A 17,017-nucleotide genomic window follows, 5' to 3' on the forward strand; every position below is an offset into this window, starting at 1 on the left:
GAGGTTGCGTGATGGGCTAGCGCGGACCGTGAGCGAGTGAGCGGTGCAGCTCGGTGGTCAGGGCCTGGGTCCGCACCATCGCTTTGAGCGCGTACAGGGCGTCAGCGGTATCCGCGGCCTGTTGGGCGGTGACCAGAAGCGCCTCGGTCAGGGCTTCGGCCAGGTCGATGAGTCGGCTGGTCACGGTGGCCAGATCGTGAACGGCCAGCGCGACGGTCGGCGGCGGGATGGTCAGCGGCCAGGCCATGGACGGTGCACCGGCGAGGTCGGCGCGGGCTTGGGCCGCGTGCTGGTGGATGGCGGCCCAGCGGGGAGGCGGGTCGGGTGCGTCCAGGAAACCGAGCTCTTGGACGGCGTTCTCGAGCAACTCCAATGCGGAATAGGCAGCGGCGAGGCGGCCAGGCAGGGGCTGCCCGACGGCGAGTGCATCGATGGCTCGGGCGATCAGGGGCAACGACATGGGGAACTCCTGGTCAGCGGTGCGGGCCGGAACGGGACTGCCGAGTCGGCGGCTTCCCAGGGGCGGAAATTGGCTTGGGAGGTGCTGTGAGGTCGGGATTCGGGTCGCCGCGGTCGGCCGCGGCGAGGCGGGCCGGGTTCTGCCACGCGGAGGTGGCGCCGGGCCTGGTGAGCGCGCGGTATGCGGACTCGACCTTGGGAGCGAGTAGGGCGTCGAGCCGGTCGCTGGGCAGCTGCGTCCAGTCAACGAGTGCGTTGAGGAGAGCGTTCAGGTTCCGGGCATCGTCTGCGTGCGGGGGTCGGCCAAGTCCTTCTGCTTGCAGCAACTGGGCGCAGGAACCGATGACGGCCTGTTCCGCATCGAGTGGGGAACGGATGTCCCCCTCGGTGGTTTTCACGGGACCGAACTGCGGGGCAGAGCGCAGTTCCGTCGCGAGGTAGGACCGTTCCCGAACGTCCCCGGGGCCCTGGACGTGATACACGGCCTGCCCGTCCTTGGCATCGGAGATCCCGGCGACCACCCCGCGCGCGGACAGGGCCGATCGATGGGCCTGCTCTGCGGCTTCGCCGACCAGCTCGACGCAGGCGCCGCGGGCGAAGCGGCCTTCTTCGGCGCGTTCGTCGGCGAACGCCAGCCGGGCGGACTCCAGGGCGTGGTCGAAGTCCACGCCCTGGAGCGAGCAGTAGTGCATGAGGTCGGTGAGAAGGTCACTGACCTCCTCTTCTCCGGGGAGCTCGCGGAGGCGCAGGGTGTCGGGCTTCTCTCCGTACAACTCCAGGAGTTCCTGGGCGCTCTTGGCGGCGGCGAGATTGTCGTTGATTTCGGGCATGGGGAAGCTCCTGTCAGAGTCAGGGTTCGCATACGGCGGGACGGAGCTCCGGCCGCAGATGGGCTTTGGGTGACGTGAAGTTCAGGGGCGGGGGCTGCGCGCCGGTGGCATAGGAGGGTGTGGTCGAGGTTCGGCCGATGGGGATTGCCCCGTCTGGAAGGCCGAGTGGGCAGGGAGGTCGCTTGCTGCGATTTGGGTGGCGTTGTGCTTCGGAGAGGAGACGGCCGCCTCAGCCGCGGCTCGGATGATCCGCTCCTTCAGCGCCTCCGTGACACGTTGAGCGGGGACACCAGCCCATTGGCCCAGCGCGATCGCGATCACGGTTCGATCAGTCAGATCGCGGGGGTCGGGTTCCCGCCCCTTCTGCAGCGTGCGTGCCCAGGCGTCGACGAGCCTCTGTTCCGCTTCTGAGGGCCGGGCTATGGCCCCCTGCCTCAGGTTGACGCCGGGGAACGGTTTGGTGCTGCGTAGGCAGGCGCGCGGGAGCCGGATCGGTGTCGGCACACCGGGGAACGCCACGGAGTACTCAAGAGAGCCGTTGTCCGCATGGTGGATGGCAGAGACGAAACCGCAGGTGGGGGGCAATGCGGCAGATCGAGGGATGGTCTCGACGGCATCGTCCACCTGCAGGTACCCAGCGGGCGGGCGTTCGTGCTCAGGAGCGCTGGTGGGAGCGTTCAGGCTGGCCAGCGCGGCGACCGGTTCGGAATCGATGGTGATGCGATGGCGGTCGGCGTAGTCGGCCAGGTCCTGCAGCAGACAGTTGACTGTCATGCGGGTGAGGAGCCTGCTGCCGCGATACGAACGTCCCTCGGGGAGGACCGCCAAGGTGCGGTCATAGGCGTCCAAGGCGGCTTCGGCGCGCGTGAGAGGGCCGTCCTTCATACGCTTGCCTGGCCGTCGGGCTGCGGTGCGGGTTCGTCCCACCAACGCAGAGGGGCAGGTTCGGTGCGAGCCTGATGCGGTTCGAGGTGTTCGTCCTCGGTGCACTGGTAGAAGGGGCCGCGGGCGCCGAGCAGGATGGGCAGCTGGGCGTCGAGGTGGTCGCGGTACCAGAGGCCGATGCCAGTCGCGCCCTGGAGGCGGCATGCCTCCCAGGACTGCCACAGCGCGGTCAGCCGAGAGATCGCTTCGGCGTGGTTCCACCACTGGGTGCACCACCGGAACTCCCCGCCGAGCGTGCGGCGGTACATCGGGACGAAGTACTCGGTGACCCACGTGGCCACCGACGGGTGGAACGGCTTGGTAACGCGGTCTACGGCACGAGCGGGATCGGTGTGCTTGGCGACGGATCCCATCGCCGGGTGTTCGGATTCGGACACAGCAGGTACTCCAGGGTGTTCGCAGCGTTCATGGGACGTGCTCCTTTCGTGGGGTCGTTCAGAGAATGTGCAGGTGAAGCTGGTGGATCAGTCGTCGGGGTCCAGGTCGGCCTTCTTCTGGTGGTAGCGGCGGGCAGCCTCGGTGATGGCGGCGTCGGCGGTTCTGATCGCGGCGTTGATGCGGGTCGTGTGCGGGCCCCGGTACCAGGGGCGCAGTTGGATCAGGGCGGGGCGGGTGCCGGTGGCGAGCAGTAGCGCTGTTCCGGCGGGCAGGGCTCGGATGTCGGCGGCCTCGAGGATCTCCTGTCGGCGCAGGGAGATCTGTTCGGAGGCGCGGCCTTCGTTGTAGGTGATGGATCGGACGGGGACGTCGTGCTGGCCGATGAGGGTTGCCAGGTCGCGGGCGAGCCTGGGGGAGTCGATGCCCGCTCCGATGAGCTTGCGGGTGGCTGCGCCCCAGAGCGCTGCCATGCCGGGTTCGCCCCACACGGTCACGCCCTGCTCATAGGACTGGAGGATCGTGACCGGGACGATTCCGCGTGATCCCAGGTGGGAGTAGAGCTGGGGCAGGTCGGCGATGCGGCAGATGTTGGCCGCTTCGTCCAGGACGACGACCATGGGCGGGTCGAGTCGTCCGCCGGATTGTTCGGCGCGGCGTTCGGCGGCGCGCATGGCGGTGTCGGTGAGCGCGGCGATCAGTGGAGCGGCGGCGCTGAGGGATTTCGACAGTAGGTAGAGGGTGTCGCGGGAGGCGGCGAAGGCGTCCGGTTCGAAGACCGGCAGCTCGTCTTGTGAGGTGACCCAGGCGAGGATTTCCTGGTCGCGTAGGCATTTCGCGGCGGTGCGGGCGGTCTGGTAGATCCCGTCGCGGGTCTCGACCGCGCCGTTCTGCGTGCCCTTCAGCGAGGAAGCCATCAGATGGAAGCCCGCCTGCTGGAGCAGCTCGATCGGGGTGGGCACCGCAGGCTCGTCCAGCCATTGGGCGATGTGGTGCATCGAGCGGTCGGAGGTGGCGGCTGCCAGGAGCAGTGCGCACAGCAGGTCTTGTGCGGCCGGTCCCCAGAGGTCCTTCTTCTGGCCGTCGTCGACGGTGAGGACGAAGTGTCCGGCGAGGCGGTGGGCGTCCTCGACGGTGGCCAGGTTCGCGAGCGGGTTCCACCACCATTCCTGGGCCTGGTAGGTGATGCGCTGGGGGTCGAACAGCCAGATCTTCCCGCCGGTCTTGGCGGCTCGGACGCTAGAGATCGCGGACCACAGGTCGGCCTTGTTGCTGGTGGCGATGACCGCGCCGGGCGCCGAGAGCACATGGGGGATGGATTGGGTGGTCGTCTTGCCCGAGCGCGGCGCCATGAAGGCGACGACGGTGTCCTCCCAGGAGCTGTACAACCTGGCCCCCGTCCCGGCGGGCTTCAGGGCATCGCCCATCACCAAGCCGATGTCGTCGCAAGCCAGCTCGGCGGGCACGCGGCTCGTCAGGGAACGACGCAACGCCACAGCACGCGAGGCGGTGGCATCAGGCGACAGCTCAGCGACGTTCGCTCGTTCGGCCAGCGCAGCAACCGGGTCACCGGGCGGAGTGAGGCGCGCGGCGATGCGTCGCCATGCGGCCCACGCCAACGTCCCGACCCCAGCGGCGAACCCGACGACGAGCGCCAGAACCAGCAGTGTGGGCGTCCCAGGCCACATACGGGACGCCTGGCCCCGGGCGAGCGCCAGCGCGAAGTCCACACCGAACGCCATCACCCGCCCACCAGCCAGCACGGCGGCGATGCGCGCGGCGGCCCACAGCAGCCACAGGCATCCGATCGGCAGCCAGCAGGCGATCAGCACCATCCAGCCGCCTGCCGCGTTCGAGGCCCAGATGGAGGCGCGTGGCCCGAGAGCGCGGGTCATGCCGTGCCTCCTCGGATGGCCTGGTCGGTGTCGTAGAGGTCGAACTCGGGGCCGACCAGCGAGAGTTCGACGGGGATGCCGAGGCGTTCGCCGGTCTTGATGAGGTACCGGCCGCGTCCGGGGTGGCGTGCGCCAGCGGTCCAGGAATCGGGAGCCGACCAGGACGCGACGAGGTGCTGTTCGGGGCCGGTGAGCGGGGTGATCTGGTGGACACGGCCCAGCTCACGGGGCGGCAGCCCGGCCAGGACGGTGATGGCGGCACGCTCGACGAAACCGCGGGCCTTCGCGCGGTCCGCCTCGCTCGGCAGGGCGTCCAGGTCAGAAAGAGAGTGGGTGATCATGATGGAGGCCATGCCCTTGGCACGGTTCAGCCGGGTCAAGGCGTCTGCGTGCTCGACCAGGCCAGGCGCTCCGCGCAGGGCCCGCCAGAGCTCGTCCATGACACCCAGGTGGGTGCGACGCGGGGCACCGGTGAGGTCGGCGAGTGCGGCGGTGGCGTCCACCATGCCGAACGCGTACGCCCAAGTGCACAGCATCGCGGCGGTGAGGAGCTTGTCCCCGGCGGCCCGAACACGTGAGATATCGACGCTGATCGCTGGCGCGTCCAGGTCAAGGGGGCGGGTCGTGGGCGCATCGAAGACCCCGGCGAGCGAGCCGGTCAGCAGCAGTTGAAGAGTGAAGTGCAGCTCCCGGATCTGTCGTTGGTAGTGCCGCTCCGAATCGGTGCGGGTCACAGCACGCAACTCGGCAGGCCCCTGCCCGAGGATGCGCAGGACGTCCGGAACGGTCGGCTCGCTGTCCAGCCGGTCATCGAGCAGGTCCAGGGCCCGGCCAAGGATGACCTCCTCGGCGTTGGTGATGCGGGCTTCGCGGACCAGCGTCGCCAGCGCGAGCAGGAGCGACAGCCGACGAGAACGGACCTCCCAGCGCAGGGTTTCCGAGCCGGTCCCCTTGACCGCTGCCAGTGGCCCGGCGTCCAGAGGGTTGATGCGGTCGAGACCGCGCCCGATCCGGATGACCTGGCCGCCGAGATGATCGACCAGCATCGTGTAGTCGGGCTTGGTGTCGCCGAGAACGATCGGGGTCGTACCCGTCGCCACCGCGCCGGTGAGCAGGCGTTTCACCAGGGTGGACTTGCCGGTTCCGGGCTGGCCGAGGACGAACATGCCGGGGTTGGTGACCAGTCCGGCACGTAGCCAGGCCAGCGGGTCGCAGCACACGACCTCGCCCCACAGCTGGTGCCGTCCGATCGGCGTCCCGAGGGTCGGCGTCCCGGATCCGGCGGTGAAGGGGAACAGTCCGCAGACCTGGCTGGTGGTCGCTTGGAACTCCGGCGCCGCTTCGACGTGTGCGACGCGTCCAGCGCCTGGGTGTTTCCAGCCCCAGGGCGGAGCCAATGGCTCGGCCATCGCGGCGGTCTCGGCATCGGTTTCGCTGGGCACAGGTGGCTCCTTCCTACCGGGGGAAACGGTGAGTGAGGTCGGGCGGGCAGATCCCGCAGGGCAGCGTGGTGGCGAACGCGGCGGCTTGACTGCCCCAGAGGCGACGCAGCCGGATCCTTGCTGTTTCGGCGGCGGACTCCACGTGCCTGACCGCGCGAGGAAGCAGATCGGGATCGGTGACGGTGACCGCTGCATACATCGACACCAGGCAGACGCCGGCTCCCGCGGCCTCCTCCGCGGCGGCCTGGTGGGCACGAGCGGTATCGACGCTGTCGCGGGCGGTCTCGTCACGCCCGGTCCGGCGACGGAACTGCGTGCGGAACGACGCGGCGTTGACCTCCTGCTGGACCATCCGGCTAGCGGCGGCCGCCGGAAGCGCCCGGTACTGCAGCGTGACTCGCTTGGGGAACGGGCCCGGGGCGACCAAACTCGCGAGGATGTCGGAGCGGACGTTCTGGCGGGGCGGCTCGTGCCATCCCCAGCACACCGAGACGCCGCCGTCGTGCTCGTAGCGGTCGGTGTGCTCGCGAGCGGCGAGCGGTCCGGCATCGCCCCAGGTCAACACCTCAGGGATGCCATGGCCCAGGAGCCGGTTGACCTCGCCGCGACTGTGCGGGTCGAAGGCGATCCTGATCGTCCCGGCGATCTCCGCCGCCGAAGCCCGGCCCAGCACCGACACCCCGCAACCACCGAGTCGCGACGCCAGACCGTCCAGCAGCCGCCCAAGCTCGGCAACGGCCTCGGCAAGCGAACGCGGCTTGGTCGCCGAGACCTTCGGATCGACAGTGATCGACACACGGGTATCCACGTCAGCAGCAGCCACAGGCGCGGTCCGCACCAACTCGTCCAAGATTGCCACCGCGGATGCCGGCGCATCCGGCACCACTGAACGGGACACCGCGTCGGCCAGAGTCGAACCGGGCTCAGGAGCGGTGTCGACGGTGACGCTGACCCACCGCACCTGAGGCAGATGTCCCAGCGACGCCAGCCACCCACCCCAAGAGGCCACCCAGGTGTCACCGTCAGCCCGATCCGCCAACCACGTGGAAGCGGGAACGACGCGCAACGTCGCGGTCAGCAGACCGGTGCGACGATCCCAGACGATTCCGTAGCGGCCGCCGCGTCCGTCCTCGGCATTGAGCAACGTCAACGGCGCCAGAGCGCCAGGGAGCTGGAACGCACGCGGATGTTCCACCACGATCCCTGCTAGGTAACGTGTCCGCCCTCGTAGAACCGCCCACCACCAGCGAATACGCACCAAGACGAGCCGTCCAACAGGGATCCCGCCGATCCGGACCAGGCAGAGTCCACCAGCCAACAGAACAGGTAGTGCCACATACGGCAGGACAACCGGACGGACCGAGGCGAGGACGACCAAGACCAGGGTGACGGCCAGCGCGACGAAGGTCGCGCTGGTGTCCAGACCCAGCAGACCGATGCCATGTCGGCGCCGCCAGCCGCCGTAGGTACGGATTTCAGGCTCCACCTGCACCACCTCCCGCATCCCCTGCGCCGGTCGGTGCGCCCGATGCGCCGCCACCGCTGCTGCCCGTGGGGTTTCCGAGCCAGCGGATCGCCTCCGGCCCTCGCCTCCGCTCTTGGTCCACCATCTGAATGGTGGCCGGGCCAACAGGCTCTCCACTCGAGGATGTTGAGCCCGCTGCCACGTCAGAGGCCCCGGACGCACTTCCAGACGGCGTTGCCGCGTCGGCTGCACCAGGCTGTTCTGCCGTGGAGAAGGACGGGGACGAGGGCCCGCCAGCAGTACCGTTGCTTTCGCCTCCGGGGGCGCCGGAGAAGCTGGCAGTGGGGGAACCCGAGGAAGTGGTGCGGTCGGAACCGTGTTGCTCGCCGAGCTGCTCCGACAGGCGGCTCGCGTGCTCCCTTGCCGCGCCGCCTCCAGACCCCGCACCGGCTATTCCGGGGGCCCAGCCGTATCCGCGCAGTGCGCCGATCGCGGTCATCCCGCCCATGACGCTGTTCATGATTCCGCCGCCGGACCCGGACGAGACGTTGCCGGTCGTCCAGGTGAAGAACCGCAGCAGCACCGGGAAGGCGATCAGGCTGAGCAGCATCATGGCGAAGCCTGCGATCTTGGTCTGCAGGTTCTCGCCGGTGCCGACGAAGGTGAACGCGGTCGCGTACACCGCCGCGCCGGCCGGCTTGTAGAAAATCAGGGCGAGCATCCACCCGCCGACCGTCTTGAACCACCCCTTGGTTGCGCTGGTCATCATCCCGGCCGCCGCCAGCGGCAGCATCCCCGCCAGCAGGACGATCGCCGCACCACGCAGGATCAGCAGCAGCGCCTGGATGATTCCGATGAACAGCGCGAGAAGCCCGAGGATCACCACCAGCACGGCCGGGACGCCCTGCCCAGAGAGCATCAGGTTCGTCATCGTGTTGGCGAAGCCGCCCGAGGCCGAGGCGTCAAGCGCCCAGGACACCCACTGGTCGCCCCACTCCAGCAGCCGATTGGGTAGCACCACTCCCAGCACACTCACCACGGCCAGGACGGCCAGACCGGTTCCGGCATCGATGAGCGGCGTCGCGCGGCGCAACAGGGCCAGCTTCGCGGCCACCACCAGTAGCGCCCCGACCGCCACCGCGATCGTGAGCGGCTGCATCAGCTCGTGCATCCGCGCGACAGCGGGCTCGGTCTCCAGATTCGGCGACGGAGACTGCACCCACCATGAGGAGGTCTGCGAGACGAACCACTTCACCGCGGACGTGACTGCCTTGGCGAGACTGTCCAGGGCATTGCCGCCCGCCTCGGCCGCGATGTCAGGCAGCGGTATGCCGAAGGCGTGCCCGTCATGATGGTCGACGGTCTGGACACACTGCGGATCCAGAACGGTGCTGCACGGCGGCGCGAACGGTATCGGAGAGAACGGCATCATCGGCCGCTCCCGGTGGTGGGGAAGCGTGTGTAGCCGTCCGCCGAACTGATCGGTGCCGCAGCTGCCAGCCAAGTTCCGCCGGGAGGGGCGACCACACGCCAGTCGCCGTTATCCCACTGCACCTGGATACGGGTCACCGCCCGGACGACTTGGTCGCTGTCACCCGGACCGGCCGACACCACATCCAGGCTCGCGGTCACCGGTGTGTAGCCCTGCCAGCGGAACGCCTCCAGCGTTGCGTAGGCGCGAGGAGTCCCCGGTGTGGCCGAGGCGAGGTTCATCGAGGCGAGGATTCCGGTCCTGTCCGGCCCGATGAACTGGGTGTTCACAGTGTCGGAAGCGGTTGCCAAACCCCAGCGCGGATCAGAACGCACCGATACATGAACCGCGGCCAGCAGGGCCCCGAGCGGGGAGCGCGTGAAGCCAGCGGCCCGGTCACCCTTGATGAAGTGCGGCCCCTCCGAGGCCGAGTACGGCAGCCGGAACCCATGGAAGTCTCGCCACTCCAGGCCCGACAGTGGCGTGGCGGGGGAGGCCTGGAGTTGATCGCTGACGGAGGTGGGCGGACGAACGACTCGCTGGTCGTGGCCGCGGTGGTCCGGCAGAAGCGCGAACGAACCGAGCGCGAGCACCACACCAGTGGCAGTGCTGATGAGGGCGAGTCGGCGGTTCACTTGAAGAACACCCCCACGATCGCGGAGGAGGTCGCGGCCAGGCTGAGTCCGCCCAGCACCCAGGGGATGCCGGTCGCACCGTCGGCGGCGAACGTGGATCGGTTCTTGCGGCCGATCGCCATTTGCCCGGCGCAGATGAACAGTCCGGCGACGCCACAGATCAGCACTGCCCACTTGCCCCAGCTGAGAAGGGTGTTCACTTTCTCGTCCAGGCCGGGCGGGGGACTCGGCGCCGGGTCGGGAACCTGCAGGCCGTCGCCCGGCGATGTGGTGGCCTCGGGTTTGGTCATCAAGGTCAGTCCCAGCAGGTAAGGGGAGAGGAACATCAGCACTCCCTCGCGGCTGGGGTGACGCTGTTCGCCGACTGGGCGGCCAGGGCGAGGATTCGGTCGAGCGCGCGCCGTGCCTTGGAGGGAACGGAAACCCGCGTCGGGTCGGTGGCCAGGCGTAGCGCGGGCATGAACGGCACCCGCACCACTCCGGCGACCTGCGGAGCCAGTAGTGCGAACCGCGAGCTCGCGTCCCGTGGCTCGCCGAAACCGTCGTCGACGATCGCCAGCACCCGCACCTGGTGGCCGACACGCCCCAGGTAATGGCGCGCGGTGATGGCACGACGAGAGCTGGCCACGGTGTTGCGCGTGACCAGCACTATCGGCGTGTCGGCGACCTTGGGGACATGTTCCGTGGTGCCCAGGTCGAGTGCCCCGCCGAGCAGGACGGCCAGCGTGCTGGTGCCCGCTCCGCCATGCGCTCCGATCAGGCGCAGGTTGCCTGGACTGAGTGGTTGGGGAGCGGACGGGCCCGGGCTGGCCAGGTTGAGTTCGAGTCTTCCAAGTTGCATCCGGATGCCTCCGGTCGGTTGCTCAGAGTTGCGATACGGGCACCGTACGTGTCAATATTATGGAGCGCAAGCATCGCCAAGCATTTTCATCAAACTTCAACGCATCGAACAACGTGCTTCCGCAGCACTACGTCCACGAGAATGAAAGGTGAGACCGTGACCGCGACCCCAGGAGCCGACATGGCCGACCGCCCCGGCAATGACACCGACGCAGCCACCGGCCGCGACCCGGACGTCCTCACCACTGCCGAACTGGCCGCCAAGCTGGGCCTGTCCGCCCAGACCGTCCGCCGCATGGCGCACGCAGGACAGATCCCCGCGCTCAAGACCGGCAAGGACTTCCGCTACTCCTGGGAAGCGGTCCGCGAGGTGTTGCGGCAGCCCCACCGCGAACCGGGGACCGCCGATGAGTCAGACCCGAACGAGCCCACCGAACCCGCCAGGCGTGCGGGCTACCGCGCGCAGCGCCGCGCCCACAACGAAGCCACCACCACCGACTGATCCGCGTCCAGCCCCAGCGCGGCGGCCCAAATGCTGAGAGTCGCCGCGGCCGGGGCAGCCCTGTCAACGCTGCCGCTTCTGCTCGTCCCCAGCGCATCACCCAGCAACGCCAGCCCGGACGTCGCGGGCGCGCCCACCGCACAAGCCCGCCGCGACATCCCGCCCGACTACCTGCGCTGGTACATGGACGCGGCCCAGACATGCCCTGGGCTGTCCTGGGCCGTGCTGGCCGCCATCGGTAAAACGGAATCCGACCACGGCCGCTCTACCGAACCCGGCACCCACTCCGGCGAGAACTACGCCGGCGCCGGCGGCCCGATGCAGTTTCTCGCCTCCACCTTCAGCACCTACGCCACCGACGGCGACGTAGACGGACGCACCGACCGCTACAACCCGGCCGACGCCATCTACACCGCCGCCCACTACCTCTGCGCCAACGGCGCAGGCAAAGGCGGCACCCACCTCCGCGCGGCCCTCTACGCCTACAACCACAGCAACACCTACGTCGCAGGCGTCCTCGCACTCGCCGCCAAATACGCCGCACCCACCGCCACCACCCGAGGCCAAACCGCCATCCGCGCCGCCCTCCGCTGGCTCGGCACCCCCTACTCCTGGGGCGGCGGCAACACTGCAGGCCCCACCCGCGGCATCGCCCAAGGCGCCAACACCGTCGGCTTCGACTGCTCCGGACTCACCCAATACGCCTGGGCCCGAGCCGGAATCCACCTCGACCGCATCGCCGCCGCCCAATACCGCGACGGCCCCCACATCCCACGCAACCAACTCGCCCCCGGCGACCTACTCTTCTTCGCCCACGACACCACCGACCCCGCAACCATCCACCACGTCGCCCTCTACCTCGGCAACGGCCGCATGATCCACGCCCCCCAAACCGGCGACGTCGTCCGCACCTCCGCCTTCACCGGCAACCCCTACCGCGAACGCGAGTACGTCGGAGCCATCCGCCCTGGCAACTTCACCTCATCCTGACGGGAGGTCTTGTGCACCAGGCTCACCCAAGTTTCCAAATCCGCTGTCTATGGCCGCCATGTCTGCCTGTTGGGGAACCAGATGTCCCGATCGCCCAACGTCGCACCCATGCCAGGCCATCACCGTGAATGGGACGAGGCGCACTCGGACCTCCGACGTCCCAAACGCACCTCTTGCCACCGTCGCCCCGCTGTCCGTCGGGGCGACGGCCCATGAGGTGTCGGCTTCACTCGAATCACCGATCAAGGAGAACCCGATGGATGCATTCAACCGCTCGGACCTTGACAGCCTTCCGACTGTGGTGGACATTCCCACTGCAGCCAAGGCTCTCGGCATCTCTCGTTCCTACGCTTACATCCTTGCCAAGGAAGACCGCTTCCCATGTCGAGTGATCAGGGTGGGGACCGGCTATCGAGTTCCGACCGCCGCAATCATGGCCGCTCTGGGCGAGCAGTTGCGATGCGCTCAACATGACGACGACCCACAGTAGGTGACGCCCTGCTTGGCGGACTGGCTTCCTCGCTGAACCCATTCCGCCAAGTAGGGGCTCCCTACACTCGATTTGATCGGCGATGCTGCTGGCCTGACGGCGGGCGAGGGGCGTCGAAGCAGTCGCAAACGCAGCAAGCAGCAGGCCTGCGCACAGAAGTCAGACGAAACTGAGGGGGCGTAGTCCGACTGGTGTCGAATCACACGGGAGCAGCGGGGCATCGGACGTGTCTGATTTGTCGGGCTCGCATGAAGTGCTCGAAACTGGCCTTGTGGCCGCGTAACCGTGCAGGTCATTGAGTGTGCTCCCCGCGCACGCGGGGATGGTCCCAGGCGGAGCATTTGGTTGCGCGACAGGCCGGGGTGCTCCCCGCGCACGCGGGGATGGTCCCTCATCAGTCGATCAGACGTAGGTGCGGCTCACGTGCTCCCCGCGCACGCGGGGATGGTCCCGAGAGCAACGTGCGGAAGGTCGCCGCCGCGCTGTGCTCCCCGCGCACGCGGGGATGGTCCCCTGGAGCAGGGCCTCCGCGCCCTGCCGACGTAGTGCTCCCCGCGCACGCGGGGATGGTCCCCGTACCGTACGAGATCCAGACCCTTCGGGGGAGTGCTCCCCGCGCACGCGGGGATGGTCCTGAGCGCCTCGTCCCCGCCCGTACTTCCGAGGTGGTGCTCCCCGCGCACGCGGGGATGGTCCCATCGCGTTCACGCAGGCTGACATGTTCGACGTGTGCTCCCCGCGCACGCGGGGATGGTCCCCCGACCGTAAGGTGTTCACCCCGTACGCCGACGTGCTCCCCGCGCACGCGGGGATGGTCCCTCTCCGCAGGGGGTGAACGTGCCCGCCACCCTGTGCTCCCCGCACACGCGGGGATGGTCCCGCGGCCATGAAGTACATCGGAACCCCCTACCAGTGCTCCCCGCGCACGCGGGGATGGTCCCCACCACAGTTGCAGGGGACTCAGCTGCACCTCGTGCTCCTCGCGCACGCGGGGATGGTCCCCCGGACCACATCGAGTCCTCGGTGTACAGCCGGGTGCTCCCCGCGCACGCGGGGATGGCCCCATGACCACGGATGCGCCTGCTCGTGCAGCGGTGTGCTCCCCGCGCATGCGGGGATGGCCCCTGGGACGCGTCCCAGGTGTAGGCCGAGCCGCAGTGCTCCCCGCGAACGCGGGGATGGTCCCAGGGACCGCGTGTGGCCGTTGCCCGTGGCGTTGTGCTCCCCGCACACGCGGGGATGGTCCCCAGCTCAACGAAGAACCGCCGTCCAGGGCTGCGGTGCTGCTCGCGCACGCGGGGATGTTCGAGCGGGAGGTCGTGTGTGCCGTGGTGCTGCTGTGCTTGGCCCATTGTTTGTCTGCCTCTGGTCTGGATGCTTGCCAGAGGGCGACGGCAGTTGGGAGGGGCTTCTTCGAGTGAGGGTTTTGGGGTGGGGGTGATGTGAACACGGAACCGTTGCGGAGGGCGGACGGGGTCCGTTGGGGTGGTGTGTGGACCGGGGGAGTGGCTTGTGGGGCGGGGTGGGCCACTAACGAATGGCTAACAAACGATCAAGAGGCCGGTCCTCCGTGGTGGAGAACCGGCCTCTGACCTGCTACTTCCCGGTCGGGACGGCGGGATTTGAACCCACGACCCCTTGACCCCCAGTCAAGTGCGCTGCCAAACTGCGCTACGTCCCGGTGTTTTGCCCCCTCGTTGAGCGGGCGTGATTACTCTAGCGCAGTTCCAGGGCTAGTGCGTACCGGGAAAGCGGGTGGCGGGTCGGGTGCTGGGTGCGGTGGGGTGCCGGGTGGGCGCCGTCGTCGGGTTGGGCTTGGCGCTCGGCGGGTGTGCGGACGGAAGGGCGCCTGTCGTAGTGGAGAGCAGCACGGTCAGGAGTGGGACGCCCCGGGCGACGCCGGAGACGCGGTCGCCGGTGGCGCGGGCTTCGGTTCGGGTGCCTGATGGGGTGCGGGCCTCCTATGCGGTCTTCGAGCATGGGGCGATGGTCGTGCAGCACCGGCCGCATCAGGTGTTCCGGTCGGCTTCGGTGATCAAGTTGCTGATCGCGCTGGACCAGCTGGAGAAGAAGGACGACCCGCTGCTGGGCCCGATGCTGCGGTCGAGTGACGACGGGGCGGCGTCGGAGCTGTGGCGGCGGAACGGGCGCGGGGCGATCGTGACGCGGATGGCGCGGAAGATCGGGTTGACCGAGACGGCGCCGCCGCCGGCGGAGAAGCCGGGGTTCTGGGGGTACTCGGCGCTGAGCGCGGCGGACGTCGTGAAGATCTACCGGTACCTGTTGGAGAAGGCGCCCGCGGGGGCGCGGGAGACGGTGCTGGGGGAGTTGCGGCGGGCGACGCGGTGCGGGACCGATCATTTCGACCAGTTCTTCGGGATTCCGCGTGCGTTGAAGCGGCCGTGGGCGGTGAAGCAGGGGTGGTCCGGATTCGGGGACGCGCCGGGGCGGCCCTGTTCGAACGGGGCGATGCCGGCGTTGGGGCCTGATCTCGGGATCGGGCGGCCGGTGCTGCATACGACCGGGATCGTGGGTGACAAGATCGTGGTGGTGCTCACGTTGCAGCCTGCTGGAACGTCCTTTTCGACGGCGTATCGGCAGGTCACAGGGCTTACAAGGGAGGTCTTCCGGGCTGCCGGGGGTTGATCGGACTTTACCGATTTAAGGGATGGGCATCCGTTTACATGGTGTTCATGACTGTACGGTCGTGAATGTCGTGAGGGGTACAGGGTGACGGAGACGGATGCGATGCCGATGGGCGCCGGGTTGGGCGTAGGGGACGGGGCGCAGGAGCGCGCGGTCCTCGCTGAGGCTCGTATCGTGCTCGCGGACCGGCTGGGATGCCCGTCCGGGGAGGCCCTGCAGCATCTGATCTGGCTGGCCCGCGACCTTGATCTCGAGCTGGACGAGGCGGCCGCGCTGGTCGTCGACGGGGGCCGGGCCGTCGCGGAGAACCCGGACGCGCCGCTCGGCGGCGTCGGGCGCGGGGCGGTCGTCGCCGAGGAGCCGCCGGAGGCCGAGCCGGTCGCTGAGGAGCTGCTGCGGCGGGTCGCGGCGGCCGACACGGCGCAGGACGCGGTGATCCTGGCGTCGCTGACGGACGATCCGAGTGCTCGAGCCGTGCTGGACGCGTCGCTGACGTCCTCGGCGCACCTGGTGCCCGTGCGGGACGCCGACGGGCGCGTCGTCGACTTCCTGTACGCCGGGGTGAACGCCTCGGTCGATGATCTTTTCGAGCGCGCTCCGGATGAGCTGGTCGGGCGGCGTCTGCTGCGTATCGAGCCCGGGGCGGCGCTCTCGGGGCTGTTCGCGGCTTATGTGCGGGTTCTGGAGTCCGGTGAGCCGTTCGCGCGGGGGCCGTTCCTTTATTCGTCCGCGCGGGACGGGGTGACGCGGGCGTCCCGGATGACCGTCCGGTGCGTGCCCGTCCAGTCCGGCGTGGTCGTCTCGTGGCGGTACCTGCGCGGTGAGGACCGGATGCGCTGGCGTCTGGAGCGCGCCGAGCGCCTGGTCGCGATCGGGTTCGCCGAGTGGGACCTGGCGACCGGGCGGATCACCGGGTCGCCGCAGATGGCGGCGAACTACGGGCTGGACGCGGTGGCCGGGATGCTGGTCCCGGACGAGCTGGGCGCGGTGATCCACGCTGAGGACCGGGAGTTGATCTCCGAGGGGCTGCGGACGCTGTTCGCGCGCCGGGAGCCGGTCGAGGTGGAGCACCGGGTCGTCCTGCCGAGCGGCCGGCAGCGGCATCTGTGGGTGTTCGCCGAGCCGGTGCTGGACGCGTCGGGCAAGCCGGTCACGATCAACCTCGTCTCGCAGGACATCACACGTCGTCGCGGTGTCGAGCGCGCGCTCGCCCGGACGCGCCGGGAGATACTGCGCCAGCAGGCGCTGACCGCGCAGGAGCGCCGGGTCACGGCGACGCTGCGCCGGGCGATCCTTCCCGATCCGGAGAGCGGCGGCGTGCGCCGGCTGCCGGGGGTCCAGGTCGCGGTGCGGTCGCTGGCCGCTGAGAGTGACGCGCGGATCGGCGGCGACTGGTTCGCGACGCGTTCGCTGGCGGACGGGCGGGCCCTGATGGCCGTCGGTGACGCGGCGGGGCATGGACTTCCGGCCGCCGCGGCGATGGCGCGCATGCGCAACGGCCTGCTCGGCATGGCCTACACGGGGCGTTCTCCTGGACGGCTCGTCGGCTGGTTGAACGATCTGGTCTTCGACCTGGAGCCCGCCGCGACCGGGACGGCCGTTGTGGCGCACTTCGAGCCGCAGTCGCGTTACCTGGAGTGGGCCAGCGCCGGGCATCTGCCGCCCGTGCTGTTGCGGGACGGAAAGGCCGGCACGCTCGCGGCCGAGGCCGATCCGCTGCTGGGCGCGGTGCCGGAGTACGACTACGGGACGCACTCGACGCTACTGAAGCCCGGCGATCTGGTGCTGTTCTACACCGACGGCCTGGTCGAGCGGCGTGACGCCGACCTTGAGGACGGCATCACGCGACTCTGCGACATCCTCTGCGAGTGCGAGGACGCCGATCCCGACGCCGTCCTGGACCGGGTGCTGGAGCGCATCGGCCACGACCGTTCGGCCGACGACACCACGCTGTTCGCCTTCCGCGTCGCCTGAGACGAGATCACGGAAACGTCCCGACCCGCGGCGTCCGTCGGCCATTCTTTCTAACAAC

General features: G+C 69.2%; 16 protein-coding genes, 1 tRNA gene and 1 CRISPR repeat array. Of the genes, 5 read left to right on the forward strand and 12 right to left on the reverse strand.

The genetic code is table 11. From position 1 onward, the window contains the following. Nucleotides 1–16: 16 nt before the first annotated feature. The 11 genes from AB0L06_RS31175 to AB0L06_RS31225 form a co-directional block, all read right to left on the reverse strand. Nucleotides 17–460, reverse strand: a complete 444-nt coding sequence (locus AB0L06_RS31175) for a hypothetical protein (RefSeq protein ID WP_500234704.1) — start codon at nt 458–460, stop codon at nt 17–19. A gap of 13 nt (nt 461–473) precedes the next feature. Beyond that, complete coding sequence (locus AB0L06_RS31180; RefSeq protein WP_500234705.1) at nt 474–1,289, reverse strand: hypothetical protein; 816 nt, start codon at nt 1,287–1,289, stop codon at nt 474–476. 81 nt (nt 1,290–1,370) lie between these two features. Then, on the reverse strand, nt 1,371–2,174 hold the full coding sequence (locus AB0L06_RS31185; protein WP_500234706.1) for a hypothetical protein: 804 nt from the start codon (nt 2,172–2,174) through the stop codon (nt 1,371–1,373). Next, entirely contained in the window at nt 2,171–2,611 is a 441-nt protein-coding gene (locus AB0L06_RS31190; RefSeq protein WP_500234707.1) for a DUF4913 domain-containing protein, read from the reverse strand. Before AB0L06_RS31190 ends, AB0L06_RS31185 begins: the two co-directional genes overlap by 4 nt. An 87-nt stretch (nt 2,612–2,698) precedes the next feature. Beyond that, nucleotides 2,699–4,504, reverse strand: a complete 1,806-nt coding sequence (locus AB0L06_RS31195; protein WP_500234708.1) for a type IV secretory system conjugative DNA transfer family protein — start codon at nt 4,502–4,504, stop codon at nt 2,699–2,701. Further along, entirely contained in the window at nt 4,501–5,946 is a 1,446-nt protein-coding gene (locus AB0L06_RS31200; protein ID WP_500234709.1) for a putative type IV secretion/conjugal transfer ATPase, read from the reverse strand. The genes AB0L06_RS31195 and AB0L06_RS31200 overlap by 4 nt, the downstream gene beginning before the upstream one ends. Nucleotides 5,947–5,959: 13 nt before the next feature. After that, the gene (locus tag AB0L06_RS31205) at nt 5,960–7,441 is read right to left on the reverse strand and encodes an SCO6880 family protein (RefSeq protein WP_500234710.1); all 1,482 of its coding nucleotides are present in this window, start codon (nt 7,439–7,441) and stop codon (nt 5,960–5,962) included. After that, complete coding sequence (locus AB0L06_RS31210) at nt 7,422–8,843, reverse strand: hypothetical protein (RefSeq protein WP_500234711.1); 1,422 nt, start codon at nt 8,841–8,843, stop codon at nt 7,422–7,424. Before AB0L06_RS31210 ends, AB0L06_RS31205 begins: the two co-directional genes overlap by 20 nt. Continuing rightward, nucleotides 8,840–9,517 (reverse strand): DUF8175 domain-containg protein, encoded by a 678-nt coding sequence (locus AB0L06_RS31215; protein WP_500234712.1) that lies wholly within the window; start codon nt 9,515–9,517, stop codon nt 8,840–8,842. The genes AB0L06_RS31210 and AB0L06_RS31215 overlap by 4 nt, the downstream gene beginning before the upstream one ends. Beyond that, a complete protein-coding gene (locus tag AB0L06_RS31220; RefSeq protein WP_500234713.1) occupies nt 9,514–9,849 on the reverse strand; it encodes a hypothetical protein in 336 nt (111 codons plus the stop codon). The genes AB0L06_RS31215 and AB0L06_RS31220 overlap by 4 nt, the downstream gene beginning before the upstream one ends. After that, the gene (locus AB0L06_RS31225; protein ID WP_500234714.1) at nt 9,843–10,358 is read right to left on the reverse strand and encodes a hypothetical protein; all 516 of its coding nucleotides are present in this window, start codon (nt 10,356–10,358) and stop codon (nt 9,843–9,845) included. The genes AB0L06_RS31220 and AB0L06_RS31225 overlap by 7 nt, the downstream gene beginning before the upstream one ends. 156 nt (nt 10,359–10,514) lie before the next feature. On the opposite strand from AB0L06_RS31225, the gene AB0L06_RS31230 reads away from it, so the two are divergent. The 3 genes from AB0L06_RS31230 to AB0L06_RS31240 all read left to right on the forward strand — a co-directional run bounded on the left by AB0L06_RS31230 (nt 10,515) and on the right by AB0L06_RS31240 (nt 12,339). Beyond that, nucleotides 10,515–10,859, forward strand: a complete 345-nt coding sequence (locus AB0L06_RS31230; RefSeq protein WP_500234715.1) for a helix-turn-helix domain-containing protein — start codon at nt 10,515–10,517, stop codon at nt 10,857–10,859. A 30-nt stretch (nt 10,860–10,889) separates the two neighbouring features. Then, nucleotides 10,890–11,849, forward strand: a complete 960-nt coding sequence (locus AB0L06_RS31235) for a C40 family peptidase (protein ID WP_500234716.1) — start codon at nt 10,890–10,892, stop codon at nt 11,847–11,849. A 256-nt stretch (nt 11,850–12,105) separates the two neighbouring features. Beyond that, complete coding sequence (locus tag AB0L06_RS31240; protein ID WP_500234717.1) at nt 12,106–12,339, forward strand: helix-turn-helix transcriptional regulator; 234 nt, start codon at nt 12,106–12,108, stop codon at nt 12,337–12,339. A gap of 301 nt (nt 12,340–12,640) precedes the next feature. Next, nucleotides 12,641–13,525: direct repeats of the CRISPR family, unit length 29 nt; unit sequence GTGCTCCCCGCGCACGCGGGGATGGTCCC. A gap of 421 nt (nt 13,526–13,946) precedes the next feature. On the opposite strand, the gene AB0L06_RS31245 is transcribed toward AB0L06_RS31240, so the two are convergent. Then, nucleotides 13,947–14,020, reverse strand: a tRNA-Pro gene (locus AB0L06_RS31245). Between the two features lie 110 nt (nt 14,021–14,130). On the opposite strand from AB0L06_RS31245, the gene AB0L06_RS31250 reads away from it, so the two are divergent. After that, nucleotides 14,131–14,985 carry a hypothetical protein gene (locus tag AB0L06_RS31250; protein ID WP_500234718.1) on the forward strand — a complete coding sequence of 285 codons (855 nt, stop codon included), beginning with the start codon at nt 14,131–14,133 and terminating at the stop codon, nt 14,983–14,985. 84 nt (nt 14,986–15,069) lie between these two features. Continuing rightward, the gene (locus tag AB0L06_RS31255) at nt 15,070–16,959 is read left to right on the forward strand and encodes a SpoIIE family protein phosphatase (protein WP_500234719.1); all 1,890 of its coding nucleotides are present in this window, start codon (nt 15,070–15,072) and stop codon (nt 16,957–16,959) included. Nucleotides 16,960–17,017 lie beyond the last annotated feature (58 nt).

Origin of the sequence: Spirillospora sp. NPDC052269, assembly GCF_040679435.1 — a bacterium.
GTDB lineage: Bacteria > Actinomycetota > Actinomycetes > Streptosporangiales > Streptosporangiaceae > Spirillospora.

Bases quoted from the DNA above. Each gene is read 5' to 3' on its own strand.
- AB0L06_RS31175 (WP_500234704.1), bottom strand. From the start codon at position 460: ATGTCGTTGCCCCTGATCGCCCGAGCCATCGATGCACTCGCCGTCGGG.
- AB0L06_RS31180 (WP_500234705.1), bottom strand. From the start codon at position 1,289: ATGCCCGAAATCAACGACAATCTCGCCGCCGCCAAGAGCGCCCAGGAA.
- AB0L06_RS31185 (WP_500234706.1), bottom strand. From the start codon at position 2,174: ATGAAGGACGGCCCTCTCACGCGCGCCGAAGCCGCCTTGGACGCCTAT.
- AB0L06_RS31195 (WP_500234708.1), bottom strand. From the start codon at position 4,504: ATGACCCGCGCTCTCGGGCCACGCGCCTCCATCTGGGCCTCGAACGCG.
- AB0L06_RS31210 (WP_500234711.1), bottom strand. From the start codon at position 8,843: ATGATGCCGTTCTCTCCGATACCGTTCGCGCCGCCGTGCAGCACCGTT.
- AB0L06_RS31225 (WP_500234714.1), bottom strand. From the start codon at position 10,358: ATGCAACTTGGAAGACTCGAACTCAACCTGGCCAGCCCGGGCCCGTCC.
- AB0L06_RS31235 (WP_500234716.1), top strand. From the start codon at position 10,890: ATGCTGAGAGTCGCCGCGGCCGGGGCAGCCCTGTCAACGCTGCCGCTT.
- AB0L06_RS31240 (WP_500234717.1), top strand. From the start codon at position 12,106: ATGGATGCATTCAACCGCTCGGACCTTGACAGCCTTCCGACTGTGGTG.